General features: G+C 72.6%; 14 protein-coding genes. 4 read left to right on the forward strand and 10 right to left on the reverse strand.

Annotation, left to right across the window (positions count from 1 at the left end):
• Nucleotides 1-50: 50 nt before the first annotated feature.
• The 6 genes from IEZ31_RS39255 to IEZ31_RS39280 form a co-directional block, all read right to left on the reverse strand.
• On the reverse strand, nucleotides 51-2,663 hold the full coding sequence (locus tag IEZ31_RS39255) for an FtsX-like permease family protein (protein ID WP_190255180.1): 2,613 nt from the start codon (nucleotides 2,661-2,663) through the stop codon (nucleotides 51-53).
• Nucleotides 2,660-5,755 (reverse strand): FtsX-like permease family protein, encoded by a 3,096-nt coding sequence (locus IEZ31_RS39260; RefSeq protein WP_190255181.1) that lies wholly within the window; start codon nucleotides 5,753-5,755, stop codon nucleotides 2,660-2,662. The genes IEZ31_RS39255 and IEZ31_RS39260 overlap by 4 nt, the downstream gene beginning before the upstream one ends.
• Entirely contained in the window at nucleotides 5,755-6,411 is a 657-nt protein-coding gene (locus tag IEZ31_RS39265) for an ABC transporter ATP-binding protein (protein ID WP_190255182.1), read from the reverse strand. Before IEZ31_RS39265 ends, IEZ31_RS39260 begins: the two co-directional genes overlap by 1 nt.
• Entirely contained in the window at nucleotides 6,408-7,316 is a 909-nt protein-coding gene (locus tag IEZ31_RS39270; RefSeq protein ID WP_190255183.1) for an ABC transporter ATP-binding protein, read from the reverse strand. The genes IEZ31_RS39265 and IEZ31_RS39270 overlap by 4 nt, the downstream gene beginning before the upstream one ends.
• Nucleotides 7,317-7,363: 47 nt before the next feature.
• Nucleotides 7,364-7,963 (reverse strand): TIGR03086 family metal-binding protein, encoded by a 600-nt coding sequence (locus tag IEZ31_RS39275; protein ID WP_190255184.1) that lies wholly within the window; start codon nucleotides 7,961-7,963, stop codon nucleotides 7,364-7,366.
• Between the two features lie 72 nt (nucleotides 7,964-8,035).
• A complete protein-coding gene (locus IEZ31_RS39280; RefSeq protein ID WP_190255185.1) occupies nucleotides 8,036-8,749 on the reverse strand; it encodes a hypothetical protein in 714 nt (237 codons plus the stop codon).
• 190 nt (nucleotides 8,750-8,939) lie between these two features.
• Here IEZ31_RS39280 and IEZ31_RS39285 point away from each other — a divergent pair, with 190 nt between their 5' ends.
• On the forward strand, nucleotides 8,940-11,243 hold the full coding sequence (locus tag IEZ31_RS39285; RefSeq protein WP_190255186.1) for an Hsp70 family protein: 2,304 nt from the start codon (nucleotides 8,940-8,942) through the stop codon (nucleotides 11,241-11,243).
• On the opposite strand, the gene IEZ31_RS39290 is transcribed toward IEZ31_RS39285, so the two are convergent.
• The 3 genes from IEZ31_RS39290 to IEZ31_RS39300 all read right to left on the reverse strand — a co-directional run bounded on the left by IEZ31_RS39290 (nucleotide 11,208) and on the right by IEZ31_RS39300 (nucleotide 17,114).
• Nucleotides 11,208-13,664, reverse strand: coding sequence for an Eco57I restriction-modification methylase domain-containing protein (locus IEZ31_RS39290; protein ID WP_190255187.1), 2,457 nt, complete (start codon nucleotides 13,662-13,664; stop codon nucleotides 11,208-11,210). The two genes, IEZ31_RS39285 and IEZ31_RS39290, sit on opposite strands and share 36 nt — an antisense overlap.
• A 168-nt stretch (nucleotides 13,665-13,832) precedes the next feature.
• Nucleotides 13,833-16,055: an esterase-like activity of phytase family protein gene (locus tag IEZ31_RS39295; protein WP_190255188.1), complete on the reverse strand. Its 2,223-nt coding sequence runs from the start codon at nucleotides 16,053-16,055 to the stop codon at nucleotides 13,833-13,835.
• A 129-nt stretch (nucleotides 16,056-16,184) separates the two neighbouring features.
• On the reverse strand, nucleotides 16,185-17,114 hold the full coding sequence (locus tag IEZ31_RS39300) for a zinc metalloprotease (protein WP_229836321.1): 930 nt from the start codon (nucleotides 17,112-17,114) through the stop codon (nucleotides 16,185-16,187).
• 142 nt (nucleotides 17,115-17,256) lie between these two features.
• Between IEZ31_RS39300 and IEZ31_RS39305 the strand changes: the two genes are divergently transcribed.
• Nucleotides 17,257-19,860 carry a transglycosylase domain-containing protein gene (locus IEZ31_RS39305; RefSeq protein ID WP_190255190.1) on the forward strand — a complete coding sequence of 868 codons (2,604 nt, stop codon included), beginning with the start codon at nucleotides 17,257-17,259 and terminating at the stop codon, nucleotides 19,858-19,860.
• Between the two features lie 28 nt (nucleotides 19,861-19,888).
• On the opposite strand, the gene IEZ31_RS39310 is transcribed toward IEZ31_RS39305, so the two are convergent.
• Nucleotides 19,889-20,572, reverse strand: coding sequence for a class I SAM-dependent methyltransferase (locus tag IEZ31_RS39310; protein ID WP_190255208.1), 684 nt, complete (start codon nucleotides 20,570-20,572; stop codon nucleotides 19,889-19,891).
• 156 nt (nucleotides 20,573-20,728) lie between these two features.
• On the opposite strand from IEZ31_RS39310, the gene IEZ31_RS39315 reads away from it, so the two are divergent.
• Together IEZ31_RS39315 and IEZ31_RS39320 are read left to right on the forward strand one after the other, a co-directional pair.
• Nucleotides 20,729-20,932, forward strand: coding sequence for a cold-shock protein (locus tag IEZ31_RS39315; protein ID WP_190255209.1), 204 nt, complete (start codon nucleotides 20,729-20,731; stop codon nucleotides 20,930-20,932).
• Nucleotides 20,933-21,056: 124 nt separating this feature from the next.
• Nucleotides 21,057-22,604, forward strand: coding sequence for a protein kinase domain-containing protein (locus IEZ31_RS39320; protein WP_190255191.1), 1,548 nt, complete (start codon nucleotides 21,057-21,059; stop codon nucleotides 22,602-22,604).
• The last annotated feature ends 2 nt before the right edge of the window (nucleotides 22,605-22,606 follow it).

The following is a 22,606-nucleotide window of genomic DNA, read 5'->3' on the forward strand; positions in this document are numbered from 1 at the left end:
GCCGACCGCCGCCACCTCCTCGGCGCCCCGCACCCGGGCTCGGCCGCAGATCAGCGCTCGCCGGCGCGGAGGACCTCGCTCATCCGCTGGCGGCGGCGCAGCGCCGACTCGACCGGTACCACCACCGCGAGCGCCACCGGCAGCGCCGCCGCCACCGCGGCCAGCGACCACCACGGCAGGACCAGCGCCGGCGCCGTGTCCTGCGCGGTGAGCAGCCGGAGGTCGAGCGGGCCGGCCACCAGCCAGGCCAGCAGGGCACCGAGCAGCGGCCCGCCCACGGCCGCCAGCAGCACCGGCGGCAACAGCTCGCCCACCGCCACCCAGCGGGCGTCGCGCGGGCGCAGGCCGAGCGTGCGCAGGCGGGTCAGCGTCTGCCAGCGGTCCGGGGCGCCGGCCGCCGCACCCAGGGCCAGCGCCAGCAGGGCGAGGAGCAGGAGGACCACCGCGGCGGTCCAGGACAGGCGGAGCAGGCCGGCGGTCAGCGGCGCGGACCGGCGCTCACGCAGGACGTCCTCGCGCAGGACCAGGTCCGCGCCGTCCGGAGGCGCCACGCGGGAGGTCAGCCAGACCGTGTTCGGGATGGTCGGCAGGCCGGCGGCGGCCAGCGCGGCGGTGTCCACGATGACGACGTCGGTGGAGGCGTCGCCGACCGGTGGCGCCGCGCCGACCGCGACCAGCTCGACGGCCGGGGTGTCGTCGGTGGCGGGCAGCTGGAGGTGCATGCCCGGGCGCAGGGAGCCGCGGACAAGCGCCGGCACGGGCGACCCGGGGGACTTCAGCTGCGACAGGGCCGCGGCGTCCGGGAGCGGGGTCGTGGCGAGCAACCGCTGGTACGCGACCGCGTCCACGACCACCAGCCGGACGTCCACCGCGGTCGCGTCGGCCGTGAGGCGGACCTGGGAGATCTGCGCGTACACACCGGGGAGGCCCGGCGGCGGCTCCGCGGTCAGGTCGAGGCGGGCGTCGGCACCGACCGTGCGCCAAGCGCCGTCGGAGAGGCCCTGTGCGGCGGTGGCCGCGACTGTGAGCGCGAACGCCGCCAGCGTCGCGGCCGTCACCAGCGCCAGGGTCGGCAGCGCGCGCGTGGCGGTCTCGGCCGCGCGGGCGGCGCCGAACACGGCGAGCGGGCGGCGGGAGCGCAGGGCCCGGCGCAGCGCCAGGCCGGTGCCGGCGGGCAGGACCCGCAGGAGGATCAGCGCGCCCGCGAACGCGCCCAGGGCCGAACCGCCGCTCGGCAGGCCGTCCGTGGTCAGCCCGCGCTGACGGAGGGCGACGAGCGCGGCGACCGCGCCCAGGACCGCCGCGCCCTCCAGGGCGAAGCGCCGCAGCGCGGCCGTGCGGCTGGCCCAGCGGCGGGCGCTGCGGTTGGCGGGGACGCGCCGGTCGTTGGTGGCGCGGGCCGCCGCGAGCGTGCCGAGCAACGGCGCCGCGAGGGCCGCCGTCAGCACCACCGGGAGCGCCCACAGGAGCCCCGCGCCGCCGGTCAGCAGCAGCGCGACGACCAGGCCCACCGCGCCAGCGAGCGCGGCCAGCGCGACGGACTCGAGCAGCAGCTCCAGGAACAGCGTCGGCAGGGAGGCGCCGCGCAGGCGGGCGGCGGTCAGCGCCGGCACCCGGCGGCGCACCAGGAGGTCGGCCGCGAGCAGCAGGGACAGTGCCGTCGCCGCGAGCACCGCCGTCAGGAGCACCGACGCCTGCGCGGACGCGGCGTTGACCCGCTGCTCGGCGTCGCGGAGGACCCCGTCCAGGTGCGACTCCCACCGCAGCGAGTCGTCGAAGACGCCCGAGGAGCTCGACGTGGCCTTCAGCGCGACGATCGCCTCGGCCACCGCGCCGGTCTGTCCCCAGGTGAGCGCGGACGGACGCGGGGCGAACTCGACGGCCCGCACCAGCTTGTCCTGGTCGAAGGCGAGGCGGGCGTCCGGCAGGGAGTCGCGGGACAGCAGGCCGGCGAACCGGGTGGTGCCGATGCCGTCCGCGCCGGCCACCGGGCCCAGCAGCGCCGGGACGAGCCGCCAGGCCGGGTCGGCCGGGTCGACCGGCCGGTAGATGCCGCTGACCCGGACGTCCTTGACGGTCTTCTGCTCGTCCTTGAGCTGGATGCGGTCGCCGGGGCGCAGGCCGAGCGCGGCGGCGTCCGGCTCGGACAGCCCGACCTGGACGGTCCACGGCGGCGCACTGTACGGCACCTCGTAGTTGTCGTCGACGGTTCCCGCCGGTGGTGCACCGGCGATCCAGGTGACGTCGGGTCCGTCGTCCGCGGCGAGATAGGTGAGCTGGAACTTCCGCAGCACGCTGCCGTCGGTCACGTTGAGGACCGGGCTGGTGACGACCGCGATCGGCGGCTGGAGGATCGAACGCAGCTCGGGCCCGAGCTGGGATGCGGCCCGGGTGCGCAGGTCGTCGACGTCGTCGGCGAGCCTCGGCATGCGCACCCGTCCGCGGGTCGGGCCGTCGTCACGTTCCCAGAGGGCGTGGACGGTGAGGCCGGCTCCGGCGGTGGCAACCGCGTCGCGGACGGCGTCGTCGGCGGTGTCGCGCAGCAGCGGCGGCACGGCCCCCGCCAGCAGCGTGATGGCGGCAACGACCGCGGCGACGAGGAGCAGCGGCCCCGCGTCGGCCCGCGCCCGCCCCCGAATGCTCGGCCAGTGCAGCGCGCTCATGACGCCACCCGCAGGTGTGCCGCGTCCGCGCGCCGGACCTGGACGCTCACCACCACGGCCACCGCGAGCGCCGCGAAGACCAGCAGCGCAGCCAGGAGAACGCCCTCAGCCGCCCACGGCCATTCCGGTCGCGCGCCCGGAGTGGGCGCGGCGCCCGTGTCGGAGCGCACGAGCAGCGGCGCGACGATCCGGGTCGCCAGCGCACCGACGGCGGCTCCGGCCGCGAGCAGCGGCAGCAGTACACCGGCATGCTGACCCAGCAGCACCGCCCGGATCTGCCGGCGGGACATGCCCAGGCCCCGCAGCCGGGCCAACTCCAGCGCGCGGATCTGCAGGTCGCAGGTCACGTGCAGGACCACGCCGGCGAGCAGGAGCAGCGCGGCGGCCGGCACGAGCAGGCGCAGCGCCGCCGGCAGCCCGGCCCGCAGCGGCCCCTGGGTGAGCCGGGCCGTCTCGCCGTCGCGGGTGGTGACGGTGCCGAGGCGCAGCGCCGCGAGCCGGTCGGCGGCGCCGGGCGCCGGGCCGCCGACCCACCAGGCGTCGACCGGAAACGCCAGGTCACCGGCGACGGCCAGGGCGCGGGACAGCCGGTCGAGGTCGGCCAGGACGGCGGCGGCGCCGGGCGCGGAGGGCACGGCCGGGACGATGTCCGCGACGGTGATCGCGACCGGCGTGGTGCCGATGGTGATGCTGAGCTTGTCCCCCACGTGCGCGCCGATCTCGTCGGCGAACCGCGCGGAGACGGCGACCGGCACCGGACCCGGCTCCTCGAACGCGGTCGCGACCAGCGTCCGCGCGGCGTCCGGCGGCCCGCCGAACCGCACCGACGCGCTCATCGTGAGCTCGGCGGCGGTGACGCTGACGGTCTGCCCGCTGATCTGCGTGGGCACCGGCGGCGCGGACGTGATCGTCCACTGCCGGCCACCGGCGCTCCCGTCGGACGGCAGCCGCAGCGAGACCGTGATCTTGCTGAGCCCGTCATCGAAGTAGTCGAACGTCGGAGCATCGACCTTCAACGACACCGCCACGAGCTTGAGCCCGCCACACGACGGCAGCTCATGCGGGCGGCCATCGAGCGGGATCGGCGTCCCCACGCATGGCGCACGCAGACCGGTGTCGTCTTCTACCAGCAGCCGCGGCGTCACGACGAGCGGCCTGTCACCGGTGGCGGTCCCGGTGATCGAGCGCGGCACGCCGACCCCGTTGACCGCGGCGGACGGGGCCAGGGTCGCCCCGACGTCCGCCCAGGTCCGGGACCCGTCCAGCCGCCCGCGCAGCAGCGCGTCGGCCCGCCGGGTGTCGACGGCGACCAGTCGCGGCGGATCCCCGCCGCTGCCGAGCCACTGCCCGACGGCGATACCGCGATCGACGGCCGGGCTCACCGTCCCGCCCGTGGCCTCGCTGACCGCGGCACCCTGACCGACGCCCGGCGGCGTGCTGAGCGTGAGCGCCAGGTCGGTGCCGACGCTCAGGTCGGCCTGGTCGTGTTGCGAGCGCTGCCAGGTGGCGTCGAAGGCGATCCCGAACGTGCCCGCGGCACAGGCCAGCCCGACGAGCAGCCCGGCCGCGACCGCCTGCGGCCGGCGGGCCGCCTCGGTCGCCGCGAGCGGCAGCACCAGCCCCCGGGCCCGGCTCGCCAGCCGATCGGCCCCGCGCAACGCCGGCACCACGACCCGCAGCGCGAGTGCGGCGCCCGCCGCGAGCAGCAGCGCCGGAGCGAGCACGCGGACGACGTCGGCGCGGGCGCTGGAGCCGGTCGGCTGCGCATACAGCTGCCACCACCCGACGGCCGCGAACGCCACCAGCACGAGATCGGCCCCGGACCGGACGAACAGCTGCGCCCTGGGCGCGCGCCGCACGATGAGGACGACGGCCAGCGAGACCGCACCGCCGAGCACCGCGACGAGCTGGACGAGCGTGACGGTCGGGCCGGCGGCGAGCCCGGCACCGTCCAGCGGCGGCAGCCGGGTCAGCCCGGCGTGCAGCGCCGAGGACGCGGGCACCGCCAGCGCCGCGGCCAGCAGCGCCAGCGCACCGGCCTCGACGGCCGCCAGGGCCGCGAACTGCCCCGGGCTGATGCCGAGCGCCGACAGCAGCGCGGTCTCGCCCTCGCGGACGCCCGCGGTGAGCCGGCCGGCGAGCGCGAGGGCGGTGGCGGTCAGCACGGCGCCGAGCAGGGCGACGGCGAGCACGACGGCGGTGGTGACCCGCTGCTGCTCGTCGGCCGCGGACAGGGTCACCGGCAGGTCCGAGGCGACCCGGCTGATCCGCACCCGGTCGCCGAGCGTGCCGGTGAGGCGGCGGTCGGCGCCGCGCACGGTCGCGTTGACGGTGTCGAGGTCGCGCCGGTTGGGGTGGGACAGGTCGGGGTGGGCGGTGATCTCCAGGCGGTCGAGGGTGGCGCCGCTGTCGAGCAGGTCGGGCAGGGTGACGATGAACGGCCCGTAGGCGTTGACCGGCTGGCTGTAGTTCCCGTCGAGGAAGCCGAGCGCGGAGCCGGCACCGGCGAGCGGGTCGCGGTCCCATCCGGCGCCGGGCAGCGGCCGCACGATGCCGACGACGGTCAGCTCGATGTCCGCCGTCCTGGGCCGGGCGAGCTCGGTGCCCAGGCGGACCCGCGCGTCGACGCTCAACCCGAGCAGCTGAGCCGTGGATTCGAGCAGGACGGCGTCGCCCGCGGCGGCCGGCCAGCGCCCCGCGACCAGCTCGGCCTTGTCCTCCAGCGACGACATGCCGGAGAGATACGACTGCGCGGGCACCGTCGTGCCGGCCGGCCCGGGCAGCGCGCGCAGCACCGACGACGCGCGCGTCTGGGTCGTGGTGTCGAACGGCCGCAGCGCGCCGGTCACCACGGACTCGGTGTCGGCGGCGACCGACCGGGCGTCCTTGCCCGCGACCGTCACCGTATACGCCGTGACGTCGACCGCCTCGCTCGGCGCCCGCGCCGCGGCCACCTCGAGCGCCCGCTCCCCGGTGCGCGTGACGAGCAGCGCGCAGGTGCCCAGCAGCGTGGCACCGATCGCGACGACGCCGAGGAGCGCGACCAGCAGCGGCCACTGCGCGCGGGTGCGGCGCCTCAGCAGCCTCAGCATCAGTCCAGCTGCCCGTCGTGAATGTTAATCACGCGGTCGGCCAGGGCCATCATCACCGGGTCGTGCGTGGAGACGAGCGCGGTGACGCCCTCCGACTCGACGACACCGCGGATGAGCGCCATGACCGACAGCCCGGTCTCGGCGTCGAGCTGCCCGGTCGGCTCGTCGGCGATGAGCAGCCGGGGCGAGGCGGCGAGCGCCCGGGCGATCGCGACGCGCTGCTGCTGCCCGCCGGAGAGTTCGCCGGGCCGCTGCTTGGCGTGCCCGTCGAGCCCGACGAGCTGGAGCAGCAGGTCGACCCGCTGCTCGCGCTCCTTGGCCGGCATGCGGGCCAGCCGCAGCGGTGCGCCGACGTTCTCCGCGGCCGACAGCACGGGGATCAGGCCGAACGTCTGGAAGACGTATGACACCTTCTCCCGGCGCAGCCGCGACAGCCCGTCCTCGTCGAGCCCGGTGACCTCGGTGCCGTCGAGGTGCACGCTGCCCTCGTCGGGCCGGTCGAGCCCGCCGACGATGTTCAGCAGGGTTGTCTTCCCGGACCCGGACCGCCCGACGAGCGCGACCATCGTGCCGGCCGCGACGTCGAACGACACGCCCTTGAGCGCATGCACAGACCCAAAAGCCTTGCGCACGTTCCTTACCGTCAGCAGGCTCATGCGTCGGGCCGGATCGTCACGTGGTCGGGCTCCAGCGCGAGCCGGACCCGCCTGGTCAGGTTGAGCGCCTCGCGGAAGTCGCGCGGCACCTGGACCCGGCCGGCCCGGTCCATCACCGCGTATTCCTCGGCGATCACGTGCGTGTCGCCGTCCTCGTTGGTCGCCGTGCGGCGCAGCACCTCGCTCGACGTGCGCCCGTCGCGGATGGCGACGGTCCGCTCGACCTGCCCGCTGACCGCGGCGTCGTGCGTGACCACGACGACGGTCACGCCAAACTGCTGGTTCACGTCCCGCAGCGCCCCGAACACCTCGGCGGACGTCGCGGTGTCGAGCTCCCCGGTCGGCTCGTCGGCGAACAGCACCTTCGGCCGGTTGGCGAGCGCGACGGCGATGGCGACGCGCATCTGCTGCCCGCCGGAGAGCTGCCCCGGCTTGCGGTCCGCACAGTCCCCGACCCCGAGCGCGTCGAGCAGCTCACCGGGACGATCGCGCCGCAGTTTTGGCTTTGCTCCGGCCGCCGTCATCGGCAGGTCGACCATCTCGCGGGCCGTCAGGTAAGGCACCAGGTTGCTGGCGGTCTGCTGGCGGACGAACCCGACGGTGTGCCGCCGATAGTGGACCCGGTCCTTGCGGGACATGTCGAGCAGGTTCCAGGTGTCGACCCGGGCCCGCCCGGCGGTCGGCGCGTCGATCCCGGCCAGGATGGACAGCAGCGTCGACTTGCCCGACCCGGACGCGCCGACGACGGCGATCATCTCGCCGGCGTCGACGGTCAGGTCGAGCCCCTGCAGGGCCTGCACCTCAACGGATCCGGTCTGGTAGATGCGGACCAGGCTCTCGCAGACGATGAGCGCATCCCGGCCGAACTCGGGGGGCTTGGCGGCCGCCTCCGGCAACGTCAGCATCGGGCTCCTCCGTCCGCCGTTCCGCTGTGCCCCCGGACGATAGCCGATCAGGCGTACCACTCGGGGTCGCGACCGAGGTACCGCAGCAGTTCGTCGACCTCGTCGTCACTATCCGCACCCGACACGACCGCCGCGTACGCGCCCCACTGCCGCAGCGGCTCGACCAGCTCGCGGGCGACGACCAGCAGGTCCCGTGCCAGCTCCGGCGTGAGCGGCGACGGCTGCCCGGTCGCGACGGCGATGTCCCAGGCGTGCACGGCCGCGTCGAGGGCGCAGGCGCCCGCGCCGAGCCAGCCGGCCATGCGCCCCTGCGGCAGCGGCGTGGGCGCGTCGGTCGCGTCCTGCGGGATCGTGGCCCAGGCCGCCGCGGCGGCGCGCATGGCGCTCCCGGCGAAGTCGGCCGGGTCGGCGCCGTTCAGGTGCCCGTCCGGGGCGAACGGGTCGTACGCCGGCCAGCCGCTGCCGGTGATCGTCGCGGCGAAGCCGAGCTGGTCGCCGGCGGCGTGCTGCAGGACCTGCGTGACGTTCCACTGCGTGCAGGGCGTGGGCCGCTCCCAGCCGCCGTCGCGGACGCCGGCGACGACGGTCCGCAGCGCGCGGTGCGCCTCGTCGAGGATCGGCCAGGTGCTGGCCGGCTGCTCGTTCATGACTGCTCCCCCAAGTACTCGCTCGTCCCTTGCTCCTCCACTGTAACAGAACGGAACGTTCCATTCCAATAGTTAGGCCGGCTCGGACCGGATCATGCGGATCAGCGCCCGCATGCCCGTCAGGAGCTCCTGGTGGTCGCTGATCCCGTCGATCGTGGTCTCGATGCGGCGGGCGAGCTGCTCGTTGGCGCGGCGCTGCTCGCGCTGCCCGTCCTCCAGCCGGGCCGCGTGCTCCTGCACGTCGCCGAGCTCCTGCTTGAGCGCATCCACGGCGGTCGTCAGCTCGCGCACGGTCGCCTGCAGGGACACGACGTCGTCGCGCGGGTGGGTGCTCTCGCGGCGCAGCGAGGTGACCCGCTCGCGGAGGTGGCCGAAGTACGCCCCGGCCGGCCGCAGCGCGGTCGACAACAGGTAGAAGCCGGCGAGGTAGTACCCGACCAGCTCCCCCGACACGACGGCGAACAGCGCGGTGCCCGCGGCCGTGACCAGGTGCCCGCCGATCGCGAAGCGCAGCATCCAGCGAGCGATCCGCCCCGCCTCGACGTCCTGGGCGGCGGGCACCTCGATGCCACGCGCCCGCGAGATCGCGTTCTCGGCGATGATCCGGCGGGCATCGAAGTACAGGTTCCACGGCAGCGTGACGAGCACGACCATCCACATGAGCGCCGCGAGCGCCGCCCCGACCGACACGAGCGTCGACACCGAGACGCCCGCGAGCTTCCCGAGCCACGCCAAGAGCAGGGTGGCGGCGCCACCCAGCACGACAACTCCCCACCATCGAGCCATGCTGATTACTGTGCCGCCCGGCGCGCCGCGGGACATGCGCGCGCGTACTCACCCGCGATAGGTACCGCTACCTATTCCCGGCCCCGGTCGAGCAGCACCCGCCGACCGCACCGAAGTTCGCCGGAACATCCGAGGTCGTCCGGGAATCTCATCACTACGGTGGACGACACCCGGCGAAAGGGACGGTGTCATGGGTGACGCGACGGCGCTGGTGGTGGACTTCGGCACCTCGGCGTCCTCGGCGGCGCTGGTCGCCGGCGGGCAGGTGCGGCTGCTGAAGGAGCCGTCGAGCGGCCTCTACTCGTGGCCGTCGGCGGTGTCCCTGGAGGGCGACCGGCTGCTCGTGGGCACCGCCGCCGAGCGGCGCAAGCGAGCCGAGCCGGGCGCATACCGGGGCGAGTTCAAGCGCGATCTCGGCCAGGCCCTGCCGGTGCCGCTCGGCGAGCGGACGTACGCGCCGGAGGAGCTCGTCGCGGCGGTGCTCAACGTGTTCCGCGACCGCGCCGCCGAGCTGCACGGCGAGCCGGTGCACCGGTTGCTGCTCACCGTTCCGGCCTCCTACGGCGAGGGCGACCCGAGGCGGGCGCTCATGGTCGCCGCCGGCGAGGCGGCCGGGTTCCCGGAGGTCCAGCTGGTCGCCGAGCCGGTCGCGGCGGCGTTCGCCCCGGTCGCCGGCGCCGGTTTCGCCGCCGGCCAGGTCGTCCTGGTGTACGACTTCGGCGGTGGCACCTTCGACGCGGCGGTGGTCCGCTGCGGCGACGACGGCGTCCACGAGATCATCGGACACGCCGCCCTCGACGACTGCGGCGGCCGAGACATCGACGCGCTGCTGGCGAGCCACGTCCGCGCGTCCGGCGGCCCCGCGCTCGCGGAGACCCTGACGGCGGACGGCCTGGGCGGGCTGCGGATGCGGCTGCAGCTGGCCGACTTCGTCCGCGGCGTGAAGCACCAGCTCACCGACGCCCAGACGGTGGAGGACTTCGTCACGCCGCTCGCCCCGCCGTACCGCCTGGACCGCCCGCAGCTCGACACCCTCGTCGCGCCCCTGCTGGAGCGGACCGTGGACTGCTGCCGCGAGCTGCTGCGCGAGTGCCGCGTCGACCCGCGGGGCCTCACGGCGGTCCTGCTCGTCGGCGGTACCTCCCGGATGCCCGCGGTCCGCGAGGCGGTCGCCGAGGCGCTCCGCGTGCCGGCCCGCTGGGCGGAGGACCCGGAGCTCGCGGTCGTGCAGGGGGCGGCGGCGCTGGCCGGCCGAGCCGGCGCCCGCCGCCTCGCGCCGTCCCCGCCGGTGCCGGACCTGGTGCCGCTGCGGTGGGATCTGCCGGGAGAGATGGCCACGGTACTGCGGTGGCTGGCCGAGCCCGGCACCGAGTACGAGCCCGGCGCCGACCTGGCAGTGGTCCGCACCCGCGACGGCATGCTGTGGACGCTGACCGCCCCGGACGAGCCGGGCACCCTGGCCGCGATCCACGCCCCGGCCGGCACGAGCGCCGTCGCCGGCGACTGGCTGGCCACCGTGGCCCCGACCCGGGAGCCGGCACCGGTCGCACCGGACCTGCCCGAGTTGATCGAAGAGCCTCGACGGGCGCTGTCCATCGAGGTGCGGTTCGGCGACCACGCGGCCTTCAGCAGCGACGGACGGTGGTTCGCCGTCGAGGACGTCTATGACGGTTGCGTCTGGGACGCCACCTCCGGCACGCTGCGGACGCGGGTGAAACCCAAGGGCGGCATCGACGCCCTCGCGTTCAGCCCGGACGGCGAACGCCTCGTGACCGCCGGCAACGACGACGGCCGGATCATCATCTGGGAGCTCGCCGCCGGCGAGCGGCTCCTCCGGTTCGACACGGGCACCCGGGTGAAGGACCTCGCGCTGAGCCCCGACGGCCGGTGGATCGTGACGGCCTGCGACCCCGTCCACACCGGACTGTGGCCCAGCCCCGGGCCGGACCGCCACGGAAAGCTGACGATCTGGGACGCCGGCACCGGCGCCCGGCACCGCGACCTGCCGCTCGACGGCGTGGTCAAGTGCCTCGCGATCAGCCCCGACGGCACGAGGTTGGCGACCGGCGGCGACCGCTTCGGCACGCTCTGGGATCTGGACACCGGCAAGCGGCTGTTCGGGGTGCAGCACAAGAGTCAGCTCACCGCGGTCGCGTTCAGCAGCGACGGCACCCGGCTGGCGACGGCATCGTGGGACAGCACGGCGGCGCTGTGGGACACCGCGACCGGGCAGCGCCTGGTCCAGGTCCGCCACGGCAAGGGAGTCAGCTCGATGGCGCTGAGCCCCAGCGGCCGCTGGCTCGCGACGGCGAACGACAAACAGGTGCGGCTCTGGGATGCGCTGACGGGCGCGCTGCTGCGCACGATCGAGGCGGCGAACCCCAGGTCGATCGCGTTCCACCCCGACGGGCTCCGGCTGGCGATCGCCGGCAGCAAGACGCGGATCTGGCAGATCGCCTCAGAGCCCGGGGATCCTCCGGAGCACCCGGCCTAGCTTCGCGTAGTTGACCTTGATCCCCTCGTTGAGGTCGATGGCGATCCCCTCGGCGGCGCGCAGCTCGTTGGCGTACTCGACCTGATCGTGCAGGTGTCTGCGCACGCTGCCGGGGGTGCCGGAGTCGTAGCGGTGGGCGTGGACGAGGGCGTTGAAGGCGCTCTTCGGGCTGGAGAACATCCAGTAGATCGGCCGTTTCCTGTACCGCTGGACGTGGTCCTTGTAGAAGTCGGTGACGAAGTACCGCCGGATGTCCTTGCCGAGGCGGTGCTCGACGAAGCGCAGGTCCGTCTCGTCGTTGTGGAACGACAGCTGCAGGAACGCGCGGAACCGGTCGGCGAAGTCGGGCTCCGCGATGACGTCGACCGGCTCGAACCCCGGCAGCCGGAAGCGGCCGAACATGCAGCCCACCGCGAAGGAGACGAGGTCGCGGACCGCATCGTGCTTCGGCCGGGCATCGGTCGAGGACACGTCGACCTCGCCGGTCAGGCCCAGGCTCGCCGCGGCGATCTCGTTGATCTCCCGCTGGAGGCGGCCGATCTCGGCCCAGCGCCGGTCCACGTCCGCCTCCAGCCCGGCCACCGCCGCGGCCAGCGACCGCGCGTCGTAGCCGAGCAGCGGCGAGCCGGCGAAGTCCCGGCTGGTCTCGGCGGCGTCCCAGTCGGCCCTGTACAGCTCGACCGAGCCGCGCCCCAGCTCGGCCAGCCGCTGCTCGGCGCCGGCGGGCACCGACGGCAGGGCGAGGACGTCCACGACCTCGGTGTTGACCGTCGGGTTCAGGGCCTGCAGGAGGTACTCGTGGGCCGAGGAGTTGAGCAGCGCCAGGGTCGCGTGGAGCAGGTCCTCGTCGTCGGTGAACAGGGTCGGGGAGCCGGAGCTGTTGCGGGCGGTCGCCGGCTTCAGCCGGAACCCGGTGCCGCCGACCATCGACCAGGTGACGCCGGGGCGGCCCGCGTAGGCCGGGTTCGGCAGGCCGCCGTGCCGCGCGTAGTGGGCACGCGCCTCCGGCGACCAGTCGACGACCTGCGAGATGAGGCCGTAGAACTTCCGGGAGCCGCCGCCGTTGGAGTACGGTGCCCAGCGGTCCGAGTCCGGCGGGACCTCCCACGCGTAGCGCACGAACCGCTCATTGCCGTGCGTCTTGGTCCGGCCGCCCGAGCGGAACCGCTGGCCGATGCGCTCGCCGGCGAACACGTCGCGACGCCGCAGCCAGTAGGCGATCGGCGCCTGCGGGATGGTCCGCAGCGCACGCCCGGACACCTCGAACCGGCCTCCGCCGCCGCGGAAGGCGGCCGCCTTCGATGCCTCCGAGTTGCCCCCGACCAGCCGGACATAGACGCCTGCGCGCTCCTCGTCCGGCTGGTTCAGCACCACGAACGCCGTGGTGGACACGACCTCGCCGTCGATGGCGTCGAAGGCCCGCGCGCCGAGATGGGCCATGGTCACGATCCGGCACTCGTCGAGCAGGTGGGCCCGGAACGCCTTGTACGACGACAGGAACATCCAGCTCTGCATGGTGACGAGCGCCGCGTACCCGTTCTCGACGGCGAGTTCGAGCGCCCGCTCGATGAACGCGACGTCGAGCGTCGCCTTGGCGTTCGGATAGTGCTTCCGCAGCCAGGCGGTGAGGGTCGGCCCCATGCTGCTCGCGTACAGGTAGGGCGGGTTGGCGACGACGACGTGATACCGCCGGTCCAGGGATTCACGGCTCAGCGACCCGAAGGTGTCCGCGTCGAGGACCCGGATGTTGGCCTCGACGTCCTGCCGAGCCTTCATGCTCAGCGCGAACCCGGCGAGCTCGGCGGCCCGCGGATCGATCTCCACGCCGTGCAGGTTCTTCGCGAGCACCAGCCCCGGAATCGACGCCGGCTCGTATCCCTCTTCCTCGTAGATCGCGTGGAGCAGGTCGAAGGCGTAGGTGAGCATGTGCCCGGCCCCGCAGGCCGGGTCCAGGATTCGCAGCTCCTCGGGGCTGTCCAGCTTGACGAAGTCGGTCTCCGGTTGCACCGGGGGGATGTAGTACCGCATCCGCTCGGCGAGCCGGGAGTCCGGCCGATTCAGCAGCCAGAGCCGACCGAGCGAGTTCTCCACGAGGTACCGGACGATCCACTGTGGAGTGAACAGCTGGGTGGCCGCCGGGATCTCCGCCGCCCCGGCCTTGCGTCCCCGGCCGATCCCGGCGAAGACCTCGTCCTTGCGTTCGGCGCCGTAGAACTGGTGCAGCCATCCAACGACCTCGACGTCCCGGCACACCTCGGGCGTGAGCACCTGCTCGGCGTCTTCGACGACGGCCCACACGGCGGGCGTGCCGTCATCGATCGCGGCGCCGGTGAAGCCGTTGACCTCCATGAATCGCCGCGCGACGATCCGGCTGAACCAGCGGTACGCCTCCTGCTCGCCGAACTCCGCGGTGAGCCGCACGCGCGCCCTGTCCGCGAAGCCCCTCAGCTGGTTGATGCCCACCCGTTTCGTCCCCGCCGTCGCCGCGGCCGACCGGCCGACGCCCCCGCCGAGACGCGACGACCAGCGTAACGCCGCGGCGGCCCGTTGAGCGCCGCCCTGGTTGTTTCCGGGGCGGCGCTGCCGGGGTCAGAAGACCTTGCGGGCGGGGCCGAGGCGGAGGAACACCGTCTCGCCCGTGGCGTCCTGGACGCCGTCGTTGTCGGTGATGGCGTACACCTGGCCATCCCCGCCGATGGTGAGGCCCTCGAGCTTCTCCTGGGTCCAGCCGTTGTCCGCGCGCAGGGCCGGGAGGACGTCGATGGCCAGGTGCTTCTTCAGCACGGGGAGGGTGCCGGCCGCCGGGTCCTTCGACGGTACCGTCACCGTGTACACGCGCTTGATCTTCGCGTTGGGGCCGTTGAGCTTGTCGCGCTCGATCACCGCGAGGGTGTTGGCGTCGACGGCAACGATCTCGGACAGGCCGATCCAGTCGCCCGGCGTGGTCGTGGACTCCAGCTGGTAGCCGAACCAGGTCCAGGCCTTGGTCGCCACGTCGTAGCGGCCGATGCGGACGATGCCCTTCGGGTCGGTGCTGAGCTCGCGCTGCAGCGCCACCCACACGTGCTCGCCGTTGCGGTCGTTGGTGGCGGACACGCCCTCGATGCCCTGCTTGGCGAGGCCGGCGCTGATCTCGGCCGGCAGGTTCACCGTCTCGACCGTGCGCCCTGAGGCGTCGAGGCGCACCAGCTTGTTGCCGGCGCCGGTGACGCCCTCGACGCCGAGCCAGAAGCCGCCCTGCGGGCGGGCGGAGATGCCCTCGGCGTCGTAGCCGACCGGGGCGCCGGCCGCGTCCGTCACCGTCAGCTCGGCGGTGATCTCGACCGGGGCCTTGCCGGCGTCGAGCGTGAGGATGCGGGTGGGCGTGTACGCCGCGTCGGTCACGGAGTACAGCTTCGACCGCTTGCCGGGCACCGCCGACAGCGCGCCGAGCGCGCCCCAGCCGATGCCGTTCGGGCTGATCACGCTCGGGAAGCCGGGCTTGTCCTTGCCCAGCTCGTAGAGGGTGACGCTGGAGCGGACGTTGACCGAGGCGTCGTCCTCCTCGCTGGAGATCGCGAGCAGGTCGCGGCCCGGGATGGGCAGCAGGCCCTCGGGCCCGTTCGTCGTCGGCAGGATCTGCTTGAACACCGGCTTCGCCGGGTTGCTCAGCTCGTACACGGCGACGAAGTTGCTGCGCTCCGAGCCGACGAAGGCGTACCGCGTGCCGTGGAAGGTGGCGATGGCGAGGCCCTCGGGCTCGGTACCCTTCTTGCCGGCGCGGTCCTCGTTGTGCAGGCCGTAGGTGACGGCGAGCTTCTCGAAGGAGTTGCCGGCGTCCCAGACGACCCGGCCGGTGTAGGTGTCGAACACCGTCCAGCCGCGCGTGCCGCCCTTCCAGTCGCCCTCGTTGGCGGTCGCGACGTACCGGTCGTCGACCCACGCGATGGAGTCGGGCTCCCGCGGCACATCGGTGATCTGCCCGGTGAGGTCGATCTTGCCGTCGTTCTTGGTGTCGATGCCCGTGACGGTGGCGGTACCGGCGCTGAACGCCTTCTCGATGCGCCCGGTGCGCAGGTCGATGACGACGATGCCGTTGTTCTCCTGCAGGGTCACGACGAGCTTGTCGCGATCATTGATGGCGACGTACTCCGGCTCCGGGTCCTCCGGCGCCGTGATGCCCTTGAGCTCGCTCGCGGGGAGCGCGACCTTGCGCACGGACCACTTGCCCGGGTTGTCCGACGGCATGTCGACGATCTGGACGAACCCGCCCGGCGCCTGCGGAAGGTCGCCGTCGTTGACGTCTTCGTCGCGCTCGTTCTCGATGGCGATGGCGGCGTACCGCTTGTCCTTGCCCTTGCTCAGCGCGACAGAGTCGGGCTGCCCGCCGAGGTCGAGCGTCCGCACGGACTTCCGGTCCTTGATGCGCACCACGTGCAGCACGCCGGACGGGTTGGTGAAGCTCTCGCTGGTGTCGACGACGACGAGCGCGTAGTCGCCGCGGACGGTGACGGAGGTAGGCTCGCCGTCGACGCCGAGCGTGCCGAGGCCCTTGGGCTTGCCCGCCTTGGAGATGTCGAGGAACCCGATACGCTTGGCGAGCGCGTCGGTGTAGATGAGCGTCCGGCCGTCGTCGGTGACGGCAGAGATCTCGGCCGCGGTGGCGGAGGCGGGGTCCTCGCCGGCGGGCCGGTTCTCGTAGACGGGGTAGGTGGCCTGCCGGTCCCAGTAGGTGGATCGCTGGCTGTGCGCGCCAGCGGCGCTGCCGGGAATGAGCCCGGCCGAGGTCATCGCCAGTGCCGTGAGCACGACGAGAAACTTACGATGGGACATGCGGAATGACGCTGTCACGCCGCAACGACGATATCCGGTCGCCCCGATGAACGTGGGGTAAGTCGATCATGAACCCGCCTGGCCCACCCACGTGACGCACGGGGTGGGCCAGCGCTGGCTTCGATCTGGCTACTTCCCGCCGCCAGCGCGGAATGCCACCCAGGCATCACTCATCCGGTCCGCCTGTCCGGCGGTGAACATGTTCATGCAGGAGTCCTGCGAGTAGTCCATGAAGTTGTGGATCGGGTCCAGCCCGGGAGCGGTGCACGTGTCCGCGCCGACCGGGCAGTTGAACTGCGGGATGGCCTCCCGCGGGGTGTCCTCGACGAAGTCGCCGGACGCGGCGCACCCGTGCGCGAAGGTGTGCTCGAGCATCAGCCAGTGCCCGACCTCGTGGGTCAGGGTGTCGCCCTCGGCGTACTTGCCGGCCGTCCCGCCGGGCATCGACTCGTCGAGCATGACCACGCCGTCGATGTAGTCGCGGCCGTTGTTGTAGCCCTTCGGGAAGTATGCCCAGCCGAGCAGCCCGCCGCCGATGTTGCCCGCGTACACGTTGAGGGTGCGGGCGTCGCCGGTGTACAGCGCCCGCTTCATGTCCCGCTCGTTCTTGCCCGGCACGACGGTGTACCAGTCGCTGTTCACCGTCCAGGTCGTGCTGGTGAGCGAGAACCGGAACGGCGTGTCGGACGCGTCCGGAGCCGTACGACCCGCGTACGAATCGTTGAGCACCGCGATCTGCGCCGCGATCAGCGTGTTCCACCGGTCCTTCTCGGCCGCGCTGAACGGGTGGTCGGAGATCATGTGAAAGACCGTGGGCACGGTGACGCTGCCGTTGGGCAGCCGCGGCGAATCCTTGATCACGCCGTAGGCGTTCGCTTCGTTCTTCGAGTACAGCTCCGGCTCCTGGGCGGTGGCGCCCTGCCTCATCCGCGCCGCGCTGGTCCCGCCGGCACCCGGGTCACACGCCGCGGCGCCGGCGGAGGCCTGCGCGGCACCCGCCGTGCCGGCCACGCTGGAGCCTCCACCCCCGGCCACGAAAGCCGCCACGGCAGCGGTCATGACCGCCATCCGTAGCGTTGATTTCTTGCGCATCGTTCACCTTCCACAGATCGATGTACCGGGGCGGGATCGACCATCGACTGGGGTGTCATGGATCACCGCCTTCCGGCATGAGAACACGCTGCAGTGGTGACGAGAAGGCTTGAGTGCGCCCGCCAGGGGTGGTTATAGGGTCAGCCGTCGACTGCCCGGGAGGGGTGTAACGCAGCGACCGACGTGGACGCTCCTTCTGATGGCAAATCATGTCCGAACAAGGTGGGAGTCTGTGGTAGTGAGGGGGCCGCGCAGCTCGTCTTCGCCCAGCATCAGCCGGTGGTGGACCCGAATGCGAGCGGTGGGCCGGGTGCGCGCGGTGGGCCGTCGCGACAACCCACCAGGGCGGCATCGGCGCCCCGCCGACGGGGTGAGCGGCATCATCGACCGCTTGACCGGCCGCTCCAGCCGCGGTGACGCCGGCCCCGGTCCCAGCTTCGGCGACGCGGCGGTCGACAGCGGCGAGATCGGGTCGGAGCAATCGACCGGGGTGCAGGCGAGCGGGCGACCGAAGCGGTGGCGCCGGCGCAACGTCATCATCGCCTCCACCGCCGCCGTGTTGATGCTGATGGGCATCGGACTGGTGGCCGGCACCTACTACTTCGACTCGGTCGACCTGCCGCCGGACCTCCAGATGTACGAGTCGACGACGATCTTCTACGCCGACCGCCAGACCCCGATGGCGAGGATCGGCGAGGAGAACCGGACCGTGGTCACCCTCGACAAGGTTCCCAAACACGTGCAGCAGGCGGTCGTGGCCACCGAGGACATGACCTTCTACACCAATGACGGCGTCGACTACACCAGCATCGCCCGTGCCGCGTGGAACAACTTCACCGGCGGTGAGCGGCAGGGCGCCTCGACGATCAGCCAGCAGTACGCCCGCAAACTTGCCGATCTCAAGGGCATCTCGTATGCGCGGAAGGTGCGCGAGGCGGTGATCGCGACCAAACTGAACGAGAAATACGACAAGGACAAGATCCTTGAGCTGTACCTGAACGCGGTCTATTTCGGCCGGCATGCATACGGTATCGAGGCGGCTGCGCAGGCGTACTTCGGCAAGCCGGTCAACAGCCTGACGGTCGCCGAGGGAATGGTGCTCGCCGGCCTGATCAAGGATCCGGAAGGCTCCGACCCGAAGAAGGGCAGCCCGTACGACCCGACGCGGAACCCCGACTCGGCCAAGGAGCGGTTCCACAACTACATCAAGCCCAACATGGTCCAACTCGGCTACCTGACCCAGCAGGCGGCCGACGAACTCAAGTACCCGGACAACGTGATCAAGGTCGACCCGGTGGTGGACTCTCGGCTGCGTGCCCAGTGGGGCCTGGACAAGCCCGAGGGGCTGATCGTCCACCACGTGATGGACGAGCTTTCCAAGATCAACGGGCCGGACGGGCGGCCCAGGTTCTCGACCGACGAGATCCGCAACGGTGGCCTGCAGATCTACACCACGGTGGCCAAGCCGATGCAGGACGCCGCGCTGAAGTACGCCAGCGGTGCCACGGCCGACTCACCGCTGTTCGGCCAGCCGCCGAATCTTCAGGGCGCGTTGGTGGCCGTCGAGCCGGGCACCGGCCGGGTCCGTGCCTACTACGGCGGATCGCAGGGCGATGGGAGCGACTACGCCGGCTGGTACGCCGACCCGGTGCTGTCGGACGGCAAGCCGGTCGAGTTCGGCGCGCACCCGCCCGCGTCCTCGTTCAAGGTCTACACGCTCGCCGCGGGACTCATCAACGGGTACTCCATCGATTCCCACTGGGACAGCACGAGCCCGAAGGACTTCCCGCGCAGCCACCGGATCACCGGCCAGAAGCCGGGCCCGGTGAAGAACAACGACGGCGGCTCGGCCGATTGCGAGACGTGGTGCACGCTGGTGGAGGCGACCGAGAAGTCGCTCAATACGCCGTACTTCGCGTTGGCGGAGGAGGTCGGCTGGCCCAAGGTGCTCGAGGTGGCCCGCGCGGCGGGGATTCGCTCCATGTGGCATCCGGAAAAGGGCCGGCTGGACCTGGCCACCAAGAACCCGTCGGAGTTCGGGTTCAGCACCGAACTCGGCATCGGGCAGTTCCCGGTGACCGTGCTCGACCACGCCAACGGCATGGCGACGTTCGCCGCTCGGGGCAAGGCGGCATCGGTCCACTTCGTGCAGGAGGTACACAAGAAGGGCCAACGCGTCTACGGGGAGACCATCAACCCCAAGCAGATCCCAGGGTTCACCGACGCGATGGCCGACAACGTCACGTACGCATTGAGCAAGGTCGCCGCGGCGACCGCCTCCGACATGAACGGCCGACCGGCGGCCGGCAAGACCGGCACCTGGCAGTTGCGTGACACCTCCGACAATGCGCACACCTGGATGGTCGGCTTCACACCACCCGGCCGGGACAAGACCAAGACACCCGGACTGGCCGCTGCCGTATGGATCGGCAACAAGAACGATGAACAGAAGCTGGTCAACAACAACGGCCAACGCCTCTTCGGCGCGACCATGGCGGCGCCGGTCTGGCGCAAGTTCATGAACGCGGCCCTGAACAAGACGGAAAAGGTCCAGCTGCCGTCCCAGCCGAGACCGGGCGGAGACCTCGAAGGCAACGGCATCCCGCCGGCGAGACCGGGCAAGGACCACGGCAAGGACGGCGATCAGGGCAACACCAAGCCGTGCAAGCGGCCCGGACCGCGCTGCCAGTCACCTGCGCCGGGCACCCGGTAACCACGGTGGGTGGCATTGCCGTGCGGGGTTATCGACGCAGCCGCAGCACGTTCATCTGGGTCAGTTGGGCGTCGGCGAAGGCGTCCACGAGCGGCAACTGGTAGGTGGCGACGGTCTGCATGCGAGCGCGGGGCAGATGCTCCCGGCCGGGGTCGCCGACAAGCACCTGGGCGCCGCGCGCCGCAACGCGTTCCAGGAAGGCCAGAACGCGCGGAGCCATGGTCCCGGTGTAGAAGATGTCACCAGCCAGGACCGTTTCGGCGTCACCGCCGTCCCCGTCGAGCAGGTCCGCGAGACATTCGGCGACGCGCACACCGTTGGCTTCCGCATTGAGGGTGATCGCGGCGACCGCGTACGGGTCCACGTCATTCGCGGTCACCGCGGCCGCGCCGGCCTTTCCTGCCGCGATGGCGATCAACCCCGAACCGGCGGCCAGATCCAGGACCCGCCGGCCGGCCACTGTCGCCGGATGGTCCAGGACATATCGGGCGATCGCCTTGCCTCCGGCCCACGCGGAGGACCAGAACGGAGGCGGTAGCTTCGCGCCGGCCCGCGCTTCCATCCTGGCCCACCACACGATGGCGTCCTCGGCCAGATACAGCTGGACTTCGGGCACAAGGGGCACCTCGACAAGGCGGAGCCGGTCCAGGCCGACGCCCGGCGTCGTCACCTCATGGCGTAGCTCGGCCAACGCCTGCCCGACCCGACTCATCATTGATCAAGCATGACGGATGAGCGGGCCGGATCCCGGTCATCTGCCCATTGTTGACCGGCCATGTCACCCGGTGGCCGCCCTCCGGGTTTCTGTCGTCGCCGATTGGGTACGCCCACCGGCACCAACGTTGGGTTCGGTGTTCAGGAGGAACGCGTGGCAAGCGGTACCGTGAAATGGTTCAACTCGGAAAAGGGCTTCGGCTTCATCGAGCAGGACAACGGAGGACCCGACGTCTTCGTGCACTACTCGGCCATCGCGAGCAGTGGCTACCGTGAGCTCAACGAGGGTCAGAAGGTCGAGTTCGACGTGACGCAGGGCCAGAAGGGCCCCCAAGCGGAGAACGTTCGAGCCGTTTGACCACTCGGCAAGCGCCAGGCAGCAGGCCGGAGGACACCAGGCGTTCGGCTGTCGTGACGTACCGTGACGTTCCCGCGAGTCGACTTGGGCGGTTGTGTCATCGTTGAGCACGATGGTAGGGCGTGTGTTGAACGGCCGGTACGAGCTGCGATCGGTCATCGGCCGGGGCGGCATGGCCGAGGTGTGGCTGGCCGTCGACGGGCGGCTGGGCCGACGCGTGGCCGTGAAGATGCTGCACGACGACGGCGGCGCCGATCCGTCACTGCCGGAACGGTTCGAACGCGAGGCGCACACCGCTGCGCAGCTGTCGCACCCGAGCATCGTGGCCGTGTACGACGTGGGGGTCGATGACCGTACGCCGTACCTCGTCATGGAACTGGTCGAGGGGCACAGCCTCGCCGACGAGCTGGCCGCGGGGCCGCTCGATCCGCGGCGTGCGGTGCGCATCGCCGAGCAGGTGTGTGACGCCCTCGCGGCCGCGCACGACGCCGGGGTCGTACACCGGGACGTGAAGCCGGCCAACATCCTCATCAACGGCGAGGGCCGGGTGAAGGTCTGCGACTTCGGCATCGCCCGCATCACCGATCGGGCGCAGACCGCGCTGACCGCCCCCGCCACCGTCATCGGCACCAGCTCGTACATGGCGCCGGAACAGGTCCGCGGCGAGCCCGTCGACGCCCGGACCGACCTGTACGCGCTGGGCTGCGTGCTGTACGCGATGCTCACCGGCCGCCCGCCGTTCACCGCCGACTCGCCGGTGCAGGTCGCCTGGCAGCAGGTCCACCAGGCACCGGTACCGGTGGCGGTCCGGCGGCCCGGCCTGCCGCCGCATCTCGGCGGGCTGGTCGGCGCGCTGCTGGCCAAGCGCGCGGCGGACCGGCCGGCGAGCGCGGTGCAGGTCCGCGCGGCTCTGGCCGGCGGGGCCGCGGCTGTGTCCGCACACCCCGCCGGAACGGCCGCATTCCCGCGTGGTGTCGGACCGGCCACGCTCGGGGGCAAGGCGCCGATCCGCGGCCGCGCCGCGGTGCGGCCGGCAACGCGGGTCCTGCCCGTGCCCGGCGAGCCGCCCGCGCCGGCCGCCCGGCGACGGGGCCGCTCGGCCGGGATCGCGTTGGCGGCGCTCGGCACGACCGCCGTCGCCGTCGTGTTTGCGCTCGGGGCCCTCCCGGGCCGGTCCGACCACCCAGCCGCGGCGCCCACCCCCTCGGACACCACCCGGTCCCTGCCGTCCGAGGACATCGCGAGCGCGGCACCGAGCGACACACCGACCGACCCGGCGAGCCCGGCGCCGACCGAGGTGCCGAGCGAGCCGACGAGCGAGCCGACAAGCGACCCGACGAGCGACCCGGCGATCGACCCGACCGAGGCGGCACTGGCCGCGGCTCGCGCCGCCGTGCAGGAGCAGGCCGGGGCCGGCAGCCTGGGCAACGGTGCCGCGCGCGAGCTGAACCGCCGGCTCGACGACATCGCCCGCGACCTCGATCGCGGCGACGACGCCGGCGCCGCATCCGGACTGGCGAGCCTGCTCGACCGGCTCGACCAGCTGTACCAGGACGGCACACTCACCGGCACCGGGTACATGGCGGTGCTCACCCAGGTCGACAAGCTCGGGCAGAGCCTGCCGACCCCGGCGGCCACAGCGGGCGGGACTGACCCGACTCCCCAGACATGAGG

The organism is Dactylosporangium sucinum (assembly GCF_014647515.1).
In the GTDB taxonomy this organism is placed as follows: domain Bacteria; phylum Actinomycetota; class Actinomycetes; order Mycobacteriales; family Micromonosporaceae; genus Dactylosporangium; species Dactylosporangium sucinum.